The organism is Nocardioides cynanchi (assembly GCF_008761635.1).
Taxonomy (GTDB): Bacteria; Actinomycetota; Actinomycetes; order Propionibacteriales; family Nocardioidaceae; genus Nocardioides; species Nocardioides cynanchi.
This window is the reverse complement of record NZ_CP044344.1, coordinates 774,999-791,141: the sequence shown is the minus strand read 5'-3', so window position 1 is coordinate 791,141 and position 16,143 is coordinate 774,999. Positions and strand designations below refer to the sequence as shown.

Genomic DNA, 16,143 nt, shown 5'->3' with positions numbered 1-16,143 from the left:
GGTGGGACGTGGTCTCGACTCCGCTCGACCACTGCGGACCCTGCGACCCGCGGGGACGTTGTCGTCCCGCCTCACCCTGCGTGCGCTTCCCATCCGGACTTTGACCGTCGGTCCAGGAGTTTCGCCTGGTCAACCGGTCACTGGCGGTGACCGGGTCGCGGACTTCTGAGTCTGGCTCAGTCACCGCCGGTGCGGAGTTACACCGCCCCCAGAGCACGCGAGCATCTCTGCTCCTTGCCCGCCCAGCCTAGCGCGGCCCGAGCGGCGAGCGGTCCGGGGCTCAGGTGGTGGCGGTCACAGCGCGCTCGCGCAGAGCGGCCACCATCGCGTCGGGGTCGTCAGCGTCGAACACCGCGGAGCCGGCCACGAACACGTCGGCGCCGGCCTCGGCACACCGCTCGATGGTCTCCAGGCTGATTCCGCCGTCGACCTGGAGCCAGGTCTGGACGCCGTGCTTGTCCATCAGCTCGCGACAGCGCCGGATCTTGGGCAGGCACAGCTCGAGGAAGGTCTGGCCACCGAACCCCGGCTCGACGGTCATCAGCAGCACCGTGTCGAGCTCGGCGAGCAGGTCCTCGTAGGGGTCGATCGGGGTGGCCGGCTTGAGCGCCATGCTGGCCCGGGCCCCCAGCCTGCGGATCTCGCGCGCCAGGCGCACCGGCGCCGCGGCCGCCTCCACGTGGAAGGTCACGCTGGACGCGCCCGCCTCGACGTACGCCGCGGAGTTGCGGTCGGGCTCGGTGATCATCAGGTGCGCGTCGACCGGCACCGTCGTACTCCTGACCAGGGCCTCGACCATGGCCGGACCGAGGGTCAGGTTGGGCACGAAGTGGTTGTCCATCACGTCGACGTGGATCCAGTCCGCGCTGGGGACCCGGGCGATCTCGGCGCCGAGCGCAGCGAAGTCGGCGGACAGGATGCTGGGAGTGATCTGGATGCCCACGCAGCGATCCTAGGGCGAGGTCTCGCTCAGCTTGTCGAGCCGGGCCCGCAGCGCGGCCGAGCGATGGGCGTTGCCGTGCAGCCCGACGTACTCCTCGCCGTACGTCGCGAGCAGGGCGTCGTCGAGCCGGCGTACGGCGCCGGGCGGGTAGCGGTAGTCCATGCGCTCGCGGATCGCCTCCTCGTCGGCGGCCCGGAGCACCACCGCGAGCTCGTCGAGCGAGGTGATGCCGAGCTCCAGCAGCAGCCCGGACACCCAGGTGTAGTGGTCGCTGCGCGACCAGCCGGCGTCGGCGTACTGCCCGGCCAAGAAGGCCGCCAGCTCCCGGGCGTCGAGCCGCGGGTCGGCGTCGGGCTCGGTCTGGGCGCCGCGCTCGCCGTCCACGGGTCCCCGGAGGCGGTCGCGGATCGTGGCGAACTCCTGGTCGGCCAGCTCGAGCAGCCCGGCGGCCAGGGTGAAGCGGCGGTCGAAGTCGTGGGCGTGCTCGGCCGGCACCGTGCCCTTGTAGCGGATGTCGTGCTCGAACTCCGCCCAGGCGTGCTGGAGCACCGTGCGGATCTGGACCTGGACGTTGCGCCCGCGGAGGTGGGCGTAGGCGGGCTGGCTCTCCCGCGCCGGGTCGAGGGCGATCTGGAGGTGCCTGCTGGCGTAGCCGAAGCGACCCTCGCTGGCGGTCTCGCGGCCGAGGTCACGGTCGTCGTTGACGACCACCTGGTCACCGAGCAGGTCGGCCACGGCGTCCACGTCGTCGCGGACGTAGGTGATCACCCGGACGCCCAGCTGGTCGCCGATCTCGCGCAACGGGTCGGCGTACAGCCGCACCCCGTCGACGCTGCGGGTCGCCTTCTCCGCGAAGGACGCGATGCTCTTGGTCCGCCCCGAGACGCTCAGGTAGTTGATGCCGGCCTCGTCGAGCACGCTGGTGACCAGCTCGACGGCCTCGGCGCCGGCGAGCACGAGGGCCTCGTGGTCGGCGGCGAAGGCCGCGACCGCGGCCGGTGCCGGGTCGCTCATGACTCCTCCTCGGGTGTCTGCCGGCCCTCCGCCTCGTCCCGGTCCGCCCACTCGCGGAGCGGCTCGAGGTCGAAGACGTGCTCGTCGATGTCGGCGTGCAGGTCACCGAGCTCGGCGTAGCGGGCCGGGACGGTGGAGATCGTGAAGTCGCGAGGATCGCAGTCGTCCACCTCGTCCCAGTGCACCGGGGTGGAGACGCGGGCGTCGGGGACGCCGCGGACGGAGTACGCCGCGGCGATGGTGTGGTCGCGGGCGTTCTGGTTGTAGTCCACGAACAGGTGATGGGGGTCGCGGTCCTTGCGCCACCAGAGGGTGGTCACGTCGTCGGGCATCCGGCGCTCGACCTCACGGGCGAACGCCAGCGCCGCACGTCGTACCTCCTGGTGGCCGTGGTCGGGCTTGATCCGGACGTAGATGTGCAGGCCTTTGCCACCGCTGGTCTTGGGATAGCCGACCGCACCGAGCTCGTCCAGGATCTCGTGGGTCACCGCCGCCACCCGTTGCACCTGGGCGAAGTCGCTGAGCGGGCCGGGGTCGAGGTCGATCCGCCACTCGTCGGGCTTCTCGGGGTCCTCGCGTCGGCTGTTCCAGGGGTGGAACTCGACGGTCGACATCTGGACCGCCCAGATCACCGCCCCCAGCTCGGTGACGCACAGCTCGTCGGCGGTGCGGTTCCAGCGCGGGAAGTGCAGCCGGACCGTCTCCACCCAGTCGGGAGCGCCGGAGGGCAGCCGCTTCTGGTGGACCTTCTCGCCGGCCAGACCGGTCGGGAAACGGTGCAGCATGCACGGTCGCTCGAACAACGCGTTGACGATGCCGGGGCCGACGGCCAGGTAGTAGTCGACCAAATCGAGCTTGGTCGCACCCGTGTCGGGGAAATAGACGCGATCGGGATTGGTCACCTTGACCACCCGGTTGTCGACCTCGACCTCGGTGAACGGGCTCGCCATGGGACCACCCTCCCATCCCGGCCGTGGCGCCGCTTCCTGACCTCGCCGGAGGCCCACCTGCGGTACCTGGGCCCCGCCTGACGCCTGGTCGTCGGGGTGGATCGGCCCCTCGCACATCCCGGGACAGCGTCGATGCGGAGCTGGATCACCCTGGTGCAGATCCCGGGCGACCGTGGAAGCGGAAGTGGATCGGGGTGGTCCACATCCCCGTGCGGAGCCGCTCGGGAGCCGGGACAGGGTGCTCCACATCCCCGTGCAGAGCCGCTCGGGAACCGGGACCGGGTGATCCAGGACGCGGTCAGGTGCGCCGGAGCAGGGCGACGAACATCGCGTCGGTGCGGTGCCGGTGCGGCCAGAGCTGGACGGTGCCCGGCAGCGGGCCGACGCTGTCGGGGATGTCGAGGGGCATGGGCTCCAGCGTGACCTCCGGGCGGCCGTCGAGGCGCGAGGCGTCGAGGACCCGGGTGACCACGCCGGCGGTCTCCGCCAGCACCGGGGAGCAGGTGGCGTAGACCACCACTCCCCCGGGCCGCGCCAGCGACACGGCGGAGGTGAGCAGCGCGACCTGCAGCCCGACGAGCTGGGCGAGGTCGTCGGGGCTCTTGTGCCAGCGCGCCTCGGGGCGCCGGCGGAGCGCGCCGAGCCCGGAACAGGGAGCGTCGACCAGGACCCGGTCGAAGCTGCCGGGCTCCCATGGCGGCGCGGTGCCGTCCGCCACCGTGACCGCCTCGACGCCGGGCGCCGGGTGGGCGGAGGCGACACCCAGGACCCGGCGGACCAGGTCGGCCCGGTGCGGCTGGACCTCGGCGGCGACCAGCCGGGCCTCGCGCTCGGCGGCCAGGGCCGCCAGGAGCGCCGCCTTGCCGCCCGGCCCCGCGCAGAGGTCGAGCCACCGACGGTCGGGGCCCTCCAGCGGCGCCCCGGCCAGCGCGACGGCCACCAGCTGGGAGCCTTCGTCCTGCACTCCGGCCCGACCCTCGGCGACTGCAGGCACGCTGCCCGGGTCTCCGCCGGCCGAGACCACGCCGTACGGCGAGAAGCGGGTCGGCTCGCCGGGCAGCTCGTCGCGGGTCGAGCGTCCGGGGCGGGCGACCAGGGTCACCGCGGGTGACTCGTTGTCGGCGGCGAGCAGGGCGTCGATCTCGGCCGCCCCGACCGCCTCGGTGAGCAGGTCGACGATCCACTGCGGATGCGAGAAGCGGACGGTCCGGTCGGCGTCGAGGGTGTTCAGCCAGCCCGCCACGTCGCGGGCCGAGACCTTGCGGAGCACCGCGTTGACGAACCCCGCGGCCCCGTCACCGACCTCGGCACGGGCCAGGTCGACGCTGGTGCTGATGGCCGCGTGGGGCGGCACCCGCATCGACAGGAGCTGGTGGCAGCCGAGCCGCAGGATGTCGAGGACCTTGACCTGCACCTTGTCGAGCGGCCGGTCGATGCACTCGCCGAGGATCGCGTCGTAGGTGCCACGCCGGCGGATGGTGCCACTGGCCAGCTCGGTGGCGAAGGCCGCGTCCCGCCCGGTCACCCGCCGCCGGCCGAGGGCCACCGGCAGTGCGAGGTTGGTGTAGGCGTCCGCGACGCGGACGGCGCGCAGCACGTCGTAGGCCGCCCGGCGGGCAGGGTCGGGAGCGCTCACTCGAGCACCTCGCCGCCGGCGAGACGCAGGCCCCGCGCCCAGTCCGCCGCAGGCATCGGCCGCTTGCCGACCGGCTGGACCTCGCCGAGCCGCAGGGCGGCGGTGCCGGTGCCGACCACCACCGCGTTCTTGCCGGCGACCAGCTCACCGGGCGGCAGGTTGCCGTCGGCAGGCGAGACCGGGCCGAGCTTGAGCCGCTCTCCGGCGTACGTCGTCCAGGCGCCGGGGGCGGGCGTGCAGGCCCGCACCTGCCGGTCGAGCACCGCTGCCGGATGACGCCAGTCCACCCGGGCGTCGTCGACACTGATCTTGGGCGCGAAGGAGACGTCGTCCTCGCTCTGGGGCCGGGCCTCGAGCGAGCCGTCGGCGATGCCGTCCAGGGTGGCCACCAGGAGCCCGGCGCCGCCCTCGGCCAGCCGGGCCAGCAGGGTGCCGGCGGTGTCGTCGGGCCGGATCGTCTCGGTCATCAGCCCGAACGTCGGGCCCGCGTCGAGCTCCTCGACGATCCGGAAGGTGGTCGCCCCGGTCACGTCGTCGCCGGCCCACAGGGACCGTTGCACCGGCGCGGCGCCACGCCAGGCCGGCAGCAGCGAGAAGTGCAGGTTGACCCAGCCGTGGACCGGGATGTCGAGAGCCGACTGCGGCAGCAGGGCGCCGTAGGCGACCACCGGGCAGACGTCGGGGGCGAGCTCGCGCAGGGCCGCCTGGAAGTCGGGCTCGCGCGGATGGACGGGCTTGAGCACCGGGACGCCGAGCGCTGCCGCCGCCTCGGCGACCGGCGAGGGTGCGAGCTTGCGCCCGCGGCCGGCCGGCGCGTCCGGGCGGGTCACCACGCCGACCACCTCGTGCGGCGAGGCCGCGATCGCCGTCAGGGACGGAAGGGCGACCTCGGGGGTGCCCGCGAAGACGACCCGCATCAGAGGCCGAGCCCGCCCGTGGGGTGCGGCGACAGCTTGATCGTGGGCGCTCCACCGAGCCCGAACCACTCGGACTCGCGGATCTCCTTCATCGCCAGCTTGCGGTTCTCGGCGCTCAGCCGGTCCAGGAACAGCACGCCGTCGAGGTGGTCGGTCTCGTGCTGGATCGCGCGGGCCAGGAGGTCGCTGCCCTCGATCGTTACCGGCTCGCCGTACATGTCGAAACCGCGCGCCACCACGCGCAACGCCCGCCGACAGTCGATGGAGAGGCCGGGGATCGACAGGCAGCCCTCGGGACCGTCCTGGGTCTCCGCGGAAAGGTCGAGCACCGGGTTCACCAGGTGGCCGACCTCCCCGTCGACGTACCACGTGAAGGCGCGCAGCCCGACGCCGATCTGGGGCGCGGCGAGCCCCGCGCCCGGGGCCTCGAGCATGGTGTCGGTGAGGTCCTGGACCAGGCGGCGCAGCTCGCGGTCGAAGTCCACGACCTCGACCGCCGCCGTCCGCAGCACGGGGTCGCCGAACAGGCGGATCGGCTGGATGGGCACGAGCGCAGTCTAGGAGGCGCCGCCGGCCGGGCAGGAGTCGCCGGGGAGCAGCACCGCCGCGGCGACCTGGTAGGTCCGGCCCGCGTCGCGGTAGTAGTGGGTGTCGGACGTCGTCAGCCGCCGTACGACGACGGGGTCGCGCACCACGGTGCAGTCGCCGATCCGGTCCAGCGGCACCCCCGTCCCCGACGGCCAGGCAGCGACCGGGGTGCCAGCCCCGTCACTGGGCTGGGCCAGCACCCGGAGGGTGGTCGGCCGGAGCTCCTGCGCGCGTGGCCGGCGAGGGGTGCGCCCCCAGCGATCGAGGTAGGCCACGAACCCGGCCAGGCGGCCGCGCGCCCCGCTCTCGAGGGCTGCGTCGTCGAGTCCGTTGGCCCGGTGGGTCCAGGTGCCGTTCGCCGCCGAGACCGCGACGGTGGTGTCGCCCCCGTCCATGATCGGGGAGGGGGGCGAGTAGTCGGGCGACGGTGCGAGCAGTCCGTCGCGGTCGGCCTCCTGGAGCAGAGACTGGACCTCGGCGTCGCCGGCCCGGAACCGGAAGACCGGCCACACGATCCCGTGGGCCGTCACCTCCTCGCCGCGGAGGTACGACGTGCCGTCACCGGTGACGACCAGCACCGGCGGCTCGCTGAAGAAGGTCTCGACGGTGCCCATGCCCGGGCCGGTGGTGAGCCGGAGCACCACGTCGCGATGACCGGTGGGATGCGCGACGTAGGCGACCGGCTGATGGCTTCCGCACCCGACGAGGAGCAGCGCCGCGGGGATCAGGGCGAGTCGCGGACGCATGCGGGTCGGACGCAGGGGCCTACCGAGGGGTTCCGTCAGAGGGTCACCGGGTCCACCTGGATGCGGACGGCGTCGAGCTTGCGCGCCGAACGCACCCGCTGCACCTCGCCCAGCGCGCGGGACAGGGACGGCCCGGAGGCGCGCAGGACCCGGACCACCACCCGGTAGGCGTCGTCGTCGACCGGGACGGGCCCGAGCACCTCGGCACCGGGTGGCAGGTCGAGCAGGGTCAGCGCGTCGTCGACGGCCCCGGGAGGTCCGGTGACGGTGGCCAGGCGGCTCGCGGGCGGCAGGTGAGCCTCGGCGCGGGCCTCGGTCTCACGACGGGCATGACCGTCGGGGTCCCACCGCACCAGCGCCTGGAGCGCCGGGTGAGAGGGGTCGCCCACGGCCACGACCGTGCCCCCGGGCGCGACCAGACCGGCGGCGTTGAGCCAGCGGCGCAGCGCCTCCTCGTCGGTGCGCAGGTCGGCCCGGGCCAGGGCCAGCCAGGTGTCGAGGACCAGCACGGCGGAGTAGCCCCCGTCCGCGACCGGCTCGGCCCCCGGGGTCGCCACCACGATCGCCGGCCGCGCGGCGACCGACTCCACGACGTGGTCACCACCGGAGGCCACCACCGGCACCGCGGGGAAGGCCCGGCCGAGCTCCTCGGCCGTGCGCCGCTCACCCACCACCGGTGCTCGCAGGCCGCGATGGCCGCAGGCCCGGCAGGACCACGAGTCGGCGACCGTCCCGCACCAGCGGCAGGTGGGTGGAGCGGCCCGGCGCGGCACCACGAGCGGCCCCGCACACAGGTCGCAGCGTGCGGGCGTGCGGCAGCGCTCGCAGGCCAGGGACGCGGCGTACCCCTGGCGTGGCGTCTGCACCAGGACCGGACCCCGCGCGAGCCCGGCGCCGAGAGCGTCGTAGGCCTGTCGCGGCAGCCGGCTCGCCCGGGCCAGGGGGTCCCGCTCGAGGGCGAGGTCGGAGTCGCCGGTGACCGACACGGTGACCGCGGCGCGCAGCACCTCGCGCGGCAGGGCCAGCTCGTGGGCCCAACCGGTCGCCAGCAGCTGCTCGGCCTCGACGCTGCGGGAGAACCCGCCGACCAGGGCCGCGGCTCCCTCGTGCACGGCACGGGTGAGCAGGGTCTCGCGGGCATGGGGGTACGGCGCTCGTGGCTCCGCGTGCAGGTCGTCGCCGTCGTCCCAGATCGCCACCAGGCCGAGGTCGGCGACCGGTGCGAACGCGGCCGCCCGGGTGCCGACGACGACGCGCCGGGTGCCCCGCGACACGGCCAGGAACTCGCGGTAGCGCCGGGCCGGCCCGGCGCCGGCGGTCAGGACGACGTGGTGCCCCTCACCGAGCACGTCGGTGAGGGCGGCGTCCAGCCGGACGACGTCGCGCCGGTCGGGGACCACGAGCACGCTGCCGCGCCCGCCCCCGAGGGCGACGGCAGCAGCGTGCGCGAGCAGCCGCGGCCAGTCGGCACCGGGGGCCGCCGACCAGACGGCGCGGGGCGCGCCGCCGGCTCCCAGGTGGTCGAGGAACGCGCCGGCGGTCGGGTAGGCGGCCCAGGCCTCGGCAGCGGCCGCCGGGTCGACCGTGACCCGCCCCTCGGGCGGCGACGGCTGCTTCTCGGTGGTGGCGTGGCGGGGAGGCACGGCGAGCCGGAGCACGTCGGCGCGGGTGCCGGCGTACCGCTCGGCGAGGGTCTCGGCGAGGTGTGCGACCGCGGGTGAGAGGACCGGCTCGGAGCTGACGACCTTGCGGAGCGGACTCAGGGCCCCGGTGTGGTCGGAGGCCGCGACCCGGGAGACGACGAAGCCGGCGAGGTCCTTGCCGGCGAAGCGGACCTTGACCCGGGCTCCCGCCACCGCCCCCTCCGCGAGGGATGCCGGCACCGCGTAGTCGAAGGTCCGGTCGAGATGGGCGAGCGGGGTGTCGACGAGCACCCGTGCCACCGGGTCGACCTCGGCGAGCGGCTCGGGCGTGGTCCGAGCCGGCCGACGGGCCCGCGACGCGCGCACCGTCGCCCGCAGACCCGGCAGGGTCTCGGGGGGCGGCGGCTGGGCGCGCTCGGACATGGCCGCAGTTCTACCAGCGGGCACCGACCCGCTGTCCCCCTGCGGGGCGGGGCGACGTCGTACTACTAGCGTGTGCCCATGGCGAAGAAGAGCGCATCCGAGGCCTACCAGGACATCAAGGGCTGGTTCAACGAGATCGACCGGCGGTGCTTCACGGCGCTGCTGGAGAGCCAGCGGGACTCTCCCCCCGGCGATCTGGTCGAGATGGGGGCCTACCAGGGCAAGAGCGCGGTGATCATCGGGGACTACCTCCGGGACGGTGAGCGCTTCGTCGTCATCGACCTCTTCGGCGACGAGGGCCAGTTCGACCAGAGCGAGGAGGCGAAGGCCAACCGGCGGGAGAACCAGCGCTCCTACCCGCGGCTGACCCGTGGGGTCTTCGAGGAGAACTACCTCTCGGTCCACGACGAGCTGCCGGTCGTGGTCCAGGCCTTCACCACCGAGATCGTCAAGCACGTCGAGCCCGGGACGGCCCGGTTCATCCACATCGACGCCTCGCACCTCTATCCCGCCGTGAAGGTCGACTGCCAGTCCTCGAGGGCGCTGATGCGGCCGGGCGGCGTCGTCTCCTTCGACGACTACCGCAACGCCAGCAGCCCGGGCGTCGGCGCCGCGATCTGGGAGGCCGTGGTCACCGACGGCCTGATCCCCTTCGCGACCACGCGCAAGAAGCTCTACGCGTGCTACGACGACCCGACCCCGCACCAGGAGACGATCCGGGCGATGGTCGCCCAGGACCCCACGTGGTACGACGTGGAGGAGCTCGACATCATGGGCGGCTCGGTGCTCCGCCTGCGGCTCCCGAACCGCAACCGCAGGCGCGGCCGCTCCGACGACGAAGACGACGACTGATCGGCAGCGTTCAGTGCCGGGTGACCCGGCTCGTGGCCGGCGAGATGGTGGCGGTGTGACCGCGACCTGACCGGTAGGCCGTGACCCGCACGGTGATCCGGTGCCCCAGGTCGGCCCGCTGCACCCGGTACGACGCCCCGGTGGCGCCGTGGACAGCGTGGCCGCCGGAGCGCCACTGGAAGCGGGTCGTCGTCCCGGACAGCGACCAGCCGCCACGACTGGCGGTCAGCCGCGCGCCGACCCGCGCCCGCCCGGAGATGACGGGACTCCGGGTCGGCACCAGCCGCGAGCCGCAGGTGTAGACCCGGATGTCGTCGAGGTACCAGCCCGGGAAGGCCACGCTGTTGTCGGTGTTCATGGTGAACCGCGGCGTCACCGCGTGGCCGGCGTACGACGAGAGGTCGGCCCGGCTCGCGACGTAGCCGAAGCTGTCCCGGCCGAAGCCGAGCTGGCCGCCGGCCGGGTTGCCGTAGCGGTCGTCGATCAGGTTGTGCGGGCCGTTGACCCACGGCAGCCGGGCGGCGTTGCGCGGGCGGCTGTCGGTGGAGCGGTCGGCGATGCCGACCGTGCCGGCGTCGAAGACCCCGTGGCCGATGAAGTCGAGCACCCGCCACTGGTGGAACCACAGGTAGACCGGCCGCCCGGCCGGGAGCGCGACCGGCCGCCGGGCCACCAGGGCACTGGTGCCGATGTCCTCGGGGTCGAGGGAGAACCACGAGTGGGTGCCGGAGATCGCGTTGGCCGGCCCGTCCGCGGACGGCGAGCGGCTCCAGGTCGGGCCGGTCACGAACTTCGAGCGCGGCGAGCCCTTCTCGGAGTCGAACAGCACGCGGACCCGCCCGGCGCCCGCCGGGCACGACTCCGGCGCGTCCGGCGGCTGGGCTGCCGCCGGCGGGGTGGTCCGCATCTGCGTGGCCACCGTGGCCCGGTGCACCGACCGGCAGTCGGCCGCACCGAACCCGCTGCCGTGGTGCGACGCGAGGTCGGCGCAGCTCTGCTCGAGCACCTCCGCCAGGTCGGCGTAGTCGCTGCCGGAGACCAGGTGCTGGATCACCGCGAGGTAGAGGGTCGCGGTCTTGGCGAGGCCGGGGCCGTCCATGCCGTGGATCGTCCGGCCTCCGAACGTGCCGCCCTGCGAGATCAGGTAGAACGCCTTGTTGCCGACCCCGCTGTCGGTGTGCACGGCACCGTTGTCGTCGATCCCGCCGGCGTAGAGCGGGCTGGTCATCGTGTCGGGCTGGCCGAGCAGCGGTGGGTCCTCGATGCTCCGGATCGCGCCGATCGGCAGGTCCTCGCCGATCGTCCAGCTGCTCGCGCTGTCGCCCGGACCCGGGTGGCGGTGGTCGATGATCTCGCCCATGACGTCGGCCAGCGACTCGTTGATCGCGCCGGACTGGCCCCAGTAGAGCAGGTTCGCGTTGTGCTGGATGACGCCGTGGGTCATCTCGTGCCCGACCACGTCGTCGGCGCCGGCGAACCCGTCGCCGTAGAACATCTGGACGCCGTTCCAGAAGGCGTTCTGGAGCGGGCACTCGGCGCCGGGCAGGCAGATCCGGACGCTGGAGGCCAGCTTCTTCTGACCGGCGACGTCGATCCCGATCAGGTCGGTGAGGTCGATGCCGCCGATCTGCTGGTAGAAGTCCGAAACCACCCCGGCCAGGTCGAAGGCCGAGTTCACGTCGGCGGAGGCGCTCGGGGGGTCGCTCTCGGTGCGCGCGAACCCGTGGTCGCAGGGCGAGTCGACGTGGTAGCCGTTGTCGTAGTCGCAGACCACCCGGTCGAGCCGCTCGACCAGGTCGACGTCCTGGAGCACCGCGCCGGTGCGGTCGTCGACCAGGACGAGCCGGCGGAAGGTCGGTCCGCCGTCGACCACCACCCGCCAGACCCCCCGCGCGTGGGTCGCCGGGTCGCTGCTGCGCGCGATGCCGAGCACCGCCGGGTCGTCGAGGCGTCGCACGGCGTGCGCGGCCAGGTCGGCGCGGGCCGGGTGTCCGGGCCGCTTCAGCGCGGCGGCCAGGGCGGTCTGCACGGCCTTGCGCCGGGGGTACGACGCCGGCGCGACCCTGGCGCGGGAGACCGACGCCGTGATCGAGCCGAGCTGCCGGTCGGGCCGGAGGTCGACGGCCACTGCCCCGCCGATCACCCGCAGACCGCCGCGCCACTGGGCGAAGCGGACCACGTCGTCGCCGGTCACCGAGTGCGTCGTGCGGCCCGCGACCAGCCTCGAGCCGGCCAGCCCGAGGGCCGCGCCGTACCGGGCGAGGTGGGTGCGTGCGGCCCCCCGGGCGGTCATCGCCGGGCCGACGGCGGGGTCGGCGCTCTCACCCCGGAAGCCCACGACGCGGACCGCGCCGGACGGCGAGCGGGACACCTCGACACTGCCCCGTGCCTCCGTCTCGAGCAGCCCGAGGGCCCGGGCGGAGCGGTCGCCGCCGCGATCCGGCTTCGCGCTCGCACTGCCGTCGGCAGGCAGCGACCCGAGGGCGGTGACGGTCAGGGCCAGGGCCGCCCCGAGTGCTGCTGCGGTGGACCTCACCCGATCGCCCCCGTCTGGCCGTGCGGCCGTTGGTCTCCGGGGCAATCTAGCCATCACCGCAGCGCGGGCGACATCACGCAGCGGTCAAGAAGTGGTAACGGTCCGAGCCGAACGGGGTCGGCGCGGTCGTCAGTCGCTGACGCCCGCCGCCTTGCGCAGCGCCTCGGCGCGGTCGGTGCGCTCCCAGGTGAACTCGGGGAGCTCGCGGCCGAAGTGGCCGTAGGCGGCGGTCCGGGCGTAGATCGGGCGCAGCAGGTCGAGGTCCTCGATGATCGCGGCGGGGCGCAGGTCGAAGACCTCGAGCACAGCCCGCTGGATCTCCTCGTCGGGGATCACACCGGTGCCGAACGTCTCGATGAAGACCCCCACCGGAGCGGCCTTGCCGATCGCGTAGGCGACCTGGGCCTCGCAGCGCCGCGCCAGGCCGGACGCGACGACGTTCTTGGCCACCCAGCGCATGGCGTACGCCGCGGAGCGGTCGACCTTCGAGGGGTCCTTGCCGGAGAAGGCGCCGCCACCGTGCCGGGCCATCCCGCCGTAGGTGTCGACGATGATCTTGCGGCCGGTCAGGCCGGCGTCGCCCATCGGGCCGCCGACGACGAAGCGGCCGGTCGGGTTGACCAGGAGGCGGTAGCCCTCGGACGGCAGGGTGAACGACGCGAGCACCGGGTCGATGACGTGCTGCTTGATGTCTGCCTCGAGCTGGTCCAGCGAGACGGTGTCGGCGTGCTGGGTCGACAGCACGACGGTGTCCACCCGCACCGGCCGGTTGTCGGCGTCGTACTCGATGGTGACCTGGGTCTTGCCGTCGGGGCGCAGGTAGTCGAGCGTGCCGTCCTTGCGGACCGCGGTGAGCTGCTCGGCGAGGCGCTGGGCGATGGTGATCGGCAGAGGCATCAGGACGTCGGTGTCGTCGCAGGCGTAGCCGAACATCAGGCCCTGGTCGCCCGCGCCCTGCTTGTCCATCGCGTCAATCGAGCCGGTCCGCGACTCGTGGCCGGAGTCGACGCCCTGGGCGATGTCGCCGGACTGGCCGCCGATCGCCACCATCACGCCGCAGGAGTGGCCGTCGAAGCCCTTGTCGGAGGAGTCGTAGCCGATCTCGAGGATCCGGTTGCGCACGATCTGCTTGACGTCGACGTAGCCGGTGGTGGTCACCTCTCCCGCGACGACCACGAGGCCGGTCGTGAGCAGGGTCTCCACGGCGACCCGGCTGTGGGGGTCCTGCTCCAGCATGGCGTCGAGGACCGAGTCGCTGATCTGGTCGGCGATCTTGTCGGGGTGTCCCTCGGTGACGGATTCTGAGGTGAAGAGACGTCCGGTCACGGTGTCGATGCTCCTGGTGTCGGCGAGATGTCGGCGTTCGGTGGTCAATCTTGCAGCCTGCGGGCCACTTCGTCCCAAATGACGTGGGCCAGAGCGGTCTTCGACCCGAGGGGTACGTCGTGCGGCGCGGCGTCGGTGGACAGGATCACGGCCCGGTTGTCCGGCTGCCCGAACACCGCTCCCCCGGCGACGTCGTTGACGACCAGGAGGTCGCATCCCTTGCGGGCCAGCTTGGCGGTGGCCAGGTCGAGCACCGAGCCGGAGTCGTCGCCGGTCTCGGCAGCGAAGCCGACCACGACCTGGCCCGGCCGCGCCCGGTCGGCGGAGATCTCGGCGAGGATGTCGGGGGTCTGCGTCAGCTCGAGGGTCAGCGCGGAGTCGCCGGACTTCTTGATCTTCGACTCGCTGGTGGCCACCGGCCGGAAGTCGGCCGGGGCCGCGGCCATCACCACCGCGTCGGCGGAGACCGCAGCGGAGACGACCGCGTCGCGCAGCTGCTCGGTGGTCTCGACCCGGACCACCTTGACCCCGGCCGGGTCGGGCAGCGAGACGTTGGCCGCCACCAAGGTGACGTCGGCACCGCGTGCGGCGGCGGTCCGGGCCAGGGCGACGCCCTGGAGGCCCGACGAGCGGTTGCCGAGGAAGCGCACCGGGTCGATCGGCTCGCGGGTGCCTCCGGCCGAGACCACGACCGAGCGTCCGGCCAGGTCGAGTCCCCCGCTCCGGGCCAACACGTCACGGCAGATCTCGAAGATCTCGTCGGGCTCGGGCAGCCGGCCCTTGCCGGTGTCGGCACCGGTCAGCCGGCCGACGGCCGGCTCGATCACCAGGGCTCCTCGCTCCCGCAGCGTGGCGACGTTGGCCCGGGTGGCGGCGTGCTCCCACATCTCGGTGTGCATCGCCGGTGCGAAGACCACCGGGCAGCGAGCGGTGAGCAGGATGTTGGTGAGCAGGTCGTCGGCCCGGCCGTGGGCGGCCCGGGCGAGCAGGTCGGCGGTGGCCGGGGCCACCACGACGAGGTCGGCCGACCGGCCGATCCGCACGTGCGGCACCTCGTGGGCGTCGGTCCAGACGTCGGTGGCGACCGGTTTGCCCGAGAGGGCGGCCCAGGTCGCAGCCCCGACGAAGTGCAACGCCGCCTCCGTGGGGACGACGGTCACGTCGTGGCCGCTCTCGGTGAGCCGGCGCAGCAGCTCGCACGCCTTGTAGGCGGCGATGCCGCCGGAGACCCCCAGGACGACCGAAGGCCGCTCCGTCGCCTCGGTCGAGGCGCCGGAAGCGGCCTGGTCGTCGGTCATCGCGACCGGTCAGCTCACTCGGGCGAGAAGGACGCGTCGAGGCGGGCGGCCTGCTTGGCCTCCTCCTCGGCGGCCAGCTCGGCCGGGTCGACGTCCTCGCAGGTCAGCAGGTCGTCGTTGATCTCGCGCAGCGCGATCGACAGCGGCTTCTCCTGGACGTGGGTGTCCACCAGGGGGCCGACGTACTCCAGCAGGCCCTCGCCGAGCTGGGAGTAGTAGGCGTTGATCTGACGGGCGCGCTTGGCGCTGTAGAGGACCAGCTTGTACTTGCTGTCGGTCTTGGTCAGCAGGTCGTCGATCGAGGGGTTGGTCACGCCCTCGGCGGCGGGGGTGGGTGCAGACACGCAGAAGCCTCACAAGTCTCAGGAGTTGGGGTCGAGCACCATCAAGGCTACCAACTCCTCGGCGGCAGCGTGAATTTCAGTGTTCACGATGACCCGGTCGAACTCCGGCTCCGCGGCCAGCTCGAGCCGGGCGGTGGCGAGCCGACGCTCCCGCTCCTCCTCGCTCTCCGTGCCGCGGCCGACCAGACGGCGTACCAGCTCCTCCCACGAGGGTGGCGCCAGGAAGCAGAAGTAGGCGCCCGGCATCGCCGCACGCACCTGGCGGGCACCCTGGAGGTCGATCTCGAGCAGGGCCGGGCGGCCGGCGGCCAGGGCGTCATCGACCGGGCCCCTCGGGGTGCCGTAGCGGGCCCGCTGGTGCACCACGGCCCACTCGAGCAGCTCGTCCTGGGCGACCATCCGGTCGAACTCCGCCTCGGAGACGAACCAGTAGTGGACACCGTTCTGCTCCCCCGGCCGAGGCGGCCGGGTCGTCGCCGACACCGAGATCCAGACCTCGGGGTGGTGGGCGCGGATGTCCGCGGAGACCGAGCCCTTGCCGACCGCCGTCGGGCCGGCCAGGACGGTCAGCCGGGAGGGACGGGCACCGGGCTGCGACCGGTTCACTCGCCGGGGGCGAACTCGCGCTCGAGCGCCGCGACCTGCTTGGTGCCCAGGCCTCGGACCCGGCGGCTCTCGGCGATGCCGATCCGCTCCATGAGCTGCTTGGCCCGGACCTTGCCGACGCCCGGCATCGAGCAGAGCAGGTCGACGACCCGCATCTTGCCGATCACCTCGTTGGCCTGTCCGTCGCGCAGCACGTCGGAGATCAAGGCCCCGGAGTTCTTCAGCCGGTTCTTCACCTCGGCCCGCTCGCGACGCGACGCAGCCGCCTTGTCGAGGGCCGCCTGGCGCTGCTCGGGTGTCAGCGGTGGGAGAGCCAAGGCA

General features: G+C 73.5%; 15 protein-coding genes and 1 riboswitch. Of the genes, 1 reads left to right on the top strand and 14 read right to left on the bottom strand.

The window, feature by feature from the left end:
• Positions 1-76: 76 nt before the first annotated feature.
• A riboswitch (FMN riboswitch) is annotated at positions 77-221 on the bottom strand.
• Positions 222-280: 59 nt separating this feature from the next.
• The 8 genes from rpe to E3N83_RS04050 all read right to left on the bottom strand — a co-directional run bounded on the left by rpe (position 281) and on the right by E3N83_RS04050 (position 8,860).
• The gene (rpe, locus tag E3N83_RS04085; RefSeq protein ID WP_151082095.1) at positions 281-943 is read right to left on the bottom strand and encodes a ribulose-phosphate 3-epimerase; all 663 of its coding nucleotides are present in this window, start codon (positions 941-943) and stop codon (positions 281-283) included.
• 9 nt (positions 944-952) lie between these two features.
• The gene (locus E3N83_RS04080; RefSeq protein WP_151082094.1) at positions 953-1,957 is read right to left on the bottom strand and encodes a GTP pyrophosphokinase; all 1,005 of its coding nucleotides are present in this window, start codon (positions 1,955-1,957) and stop codon (positions 953-955) included.
• Positions 1,954-2,907 (bottom strand): non-homologous end-joining DNA ligase, encoded by a 954-nt coding sequence (gene ligD, locus E3N83_RS04075; RefSeq protein WP_151082093.1) that lies wholly within the window; start codon positions 2,905-2,907, stop codon positions 1,954-1,956. Before ligD ends, E3N83_RS04080 begins: the two co-directional genes overlap by 4 nt.
• A gap of 298 nt (positions 2,908-3,205) precedes the next feature.
• Positions 3,206-4,543, bottom strand: coding sequence for an RsmB/NOP family class I SAM-dependent RNA methyltransferase (locus E3N83_RS04070; RefSeq protein WP_238343058.1), 1,338 nt, complete (start codon positions 4,541-4,543; stop codon positions 3,206-3,208).
• A complete protein-coding gene (gene fmt / locus E3N83_RS04065) occupies positions 4,540-5,460 on the bottom strand; it encodes a methionyl-tRNA formyltransferase (protein WP_151082091.1) in 921 nt (306 codons plus the stop codon). Before fmt ends, E3N83_RS04070 begins: the two co-directional genes overlap by 4 nt.
• On the bottom strand, positions 5,460-6,008 hold the full coding sequence (gene def, locus E3N83_RS04060; RefSeq protein ID WP_151082090.1) for a peptide deformylase: 549 nt from the start codon (positions 6,006-6,008) through the stop codon (positions 5,460-5,462). Before def ends, fmt begins: the two co-directional genes overlap by 1 nt.
• A 9-nt stretch (positions 6,009-6,017) precedes the next feature.
• Positions 6,018-6,794 carry a hypothetical protein gene (locus E3N83_RS04055; RefSeq protein ID WP_151082089.1) on the bottom strand — a complete coding sequence of 259 codons (777 nt, stop codon included), beginning with the start codon at positions 6,792-6,794 and terminating at the stop codon, positions 6,018-6,020.
• Between the two features lie 35 nt (positions 6,795-6,829).
• Complete coding sequence (locus tag E3N83_RS04050) at positions 6,830-8,860, bottom strand: primosomal protein N' (RefSeq protein ID WP_151082088.1); 2,031 nt, start codon at positions 8,858-8,860, stop codon at positions 6,830-6,832.
• 78 nt (positions 8,861-8,938) lie between these two features.
• Between E3N83_RS04050 and E3N83_RS04045 the strand changes: the two genes are divergently transcribed.
• A complete protein-coding gene (locus tag E3N83_RS04045) occupies positions 8,939-9,712 on the top strand; it encodes a class I SAM-dependent methyltransferase (protein ID WP_151082087.1) in 774 nt (257 codons plus the stop codon).
• A 10-nt stretch (positions 9,713-9,722) separates the two neighbouring features.
• Here the strand turns inward: E3N83_RS04045 and E3N83_RS04040 are convergent, their stop codons facing one another.
• The 6 genes from E3N83_RS04040 to mihF all read right to left on the bottom strand — a co-directional run bounded on the left by E3N83_RS04040 (position 9,723) and on the right by mihF (position 16,139).
• A complete protein-coding gene (locus tag E3N83_RS04040; protein WP_151082086.1) occupies positions 9,723-12,248 on the bottom strand; it encodes a M4 family metallopeptidase in 2,526 nt (841 codons plus the stop codon).
• A 129-nt stretch (positions 12,249-12,377) separates the two neighbouring features.
• On the bottom strand, positions 12,378-13,574 hold the full coding sequence (gene metK / locus E3N83_RS04035) for a methionine adenosyltransferase (RefSeq protein WP_151082085.1): 1,197 nt from the start codon (positions 13,572-13,574) through the stop codon (positions 12,378-12,380).
• A 44-nt stretch (positions 13,575-13,618) separates the two neighbouring features.
• Positions 13,619-14,872 (bottom strand): bifunctional phosphopantothenoylcysteine decarboxylase/phosphopantothenate--cysteine ligase CoaBC, encoded by a 1,254-nt coding sequence (gene coaBC / locus E3N83_RS04030; RefSeq protein WP_151082084.1) that lies wholly within the window; start codon positions 14,870-14,872, stop codon positions 13,619-13,621.
• 14 nt (positions 14,873-14,886) lie between these two features.
• The gene (gene rpoZ, locus E3N83_RS04025) at positions 14,887-15,216 is read right to left on the bottom strand and encodes a DNA-directed RNA polymerase subunit omega (RefSeq protein ID WP_151082083.1); all 330 of its coding nucleotides are present in this window, start codon (positions 15,214-15,216) and stop codon (positions 14,887-14,889) included.
• A gap of 18 nt (positions 15,217-15,234) precedes the next feature.
• Positions 15,235-15,822 (bottom strand): guanylate kinase, encoded by a 588-nt coding sequence (gene gmk / locus E3N83_RS19750; RefSeq protein ID WP_202879319.1) that lies wholly within the window; start codon positions 15,820-15,822, stop codon positions 15,235-15,237.
• Positions 15,819-16,139 carry an integration host factor, actinobacterial type gene (gene mihF / locus E3N83_RS19745; RefSeq protein ID WP_202879318.1) on the bottom strand — a complete coding sequence of 107 codons (321 nt, stop codon included), beginning with the start codon at positions 16,137-16,139 and terminating at the stop codon, positions 15,819-15,821. Before mihF ends, gmk begins: the two co-directional genes overlap by 4 nt.
• Between the last annotated feature and the right edge of the window lie 4 nt (positions 16,140-16,143).

Excerpts from the sequence above, each read along its gene's own strand:
- E3N83_RS04080 (WP_151082094.1), bottom strand. The coding sequence starts at position 1,957 with ATGAGCGACCCGGCACCGGCCGCGGTCGCGGCCTTCGCCGCCGACCAC.
- fmt (WP_151082091.1), bottom strand. The coding sequence starts at position 5,460 with ATGCGGGTCGTCTTCGCGGGCACCCCCGAGGTCGCCCTTCCGTCCCTG.
- E3N83_RS04045 (WP_151082087.1), top strand. The coding sequence starts at position 8,939 with ATGGCGAAGAAGAGCGCATCCGAGGCCTACCAGGACATCAAGGGCTGG.
- E3N83_RS04050 (WP_151082088.1), bottom strand. The coding sequence starts at position 8,860 with ATGTCCGAGCGCGCCCAGCCGCCGCCCCCCGAGACCCTGCCGGGTCTG.
- E3N83_RS04055 (WP_151082089.1), bottom strand. The coding sequence starts at position 6,794 with ATGCGTCCGCGACTCGCCCTGATCCCCGCGGCGCTGCTCCTCGTCGGG.
- ligD (WP_151082093.1), bottom strand. The coding sequence starts at position 2,907 with ATGGCGAGCCCGTTCACCGAGGTCGAGGTCGACAACCGGGTGGTCAAG.
- coaBC (WP_151082084.1), bottom strand. The coding sequence starts at position 14,872 with ATGACCGACGACCAGGCCGCTTCCGGCGCCTCGACCGAGGCGACGGAG.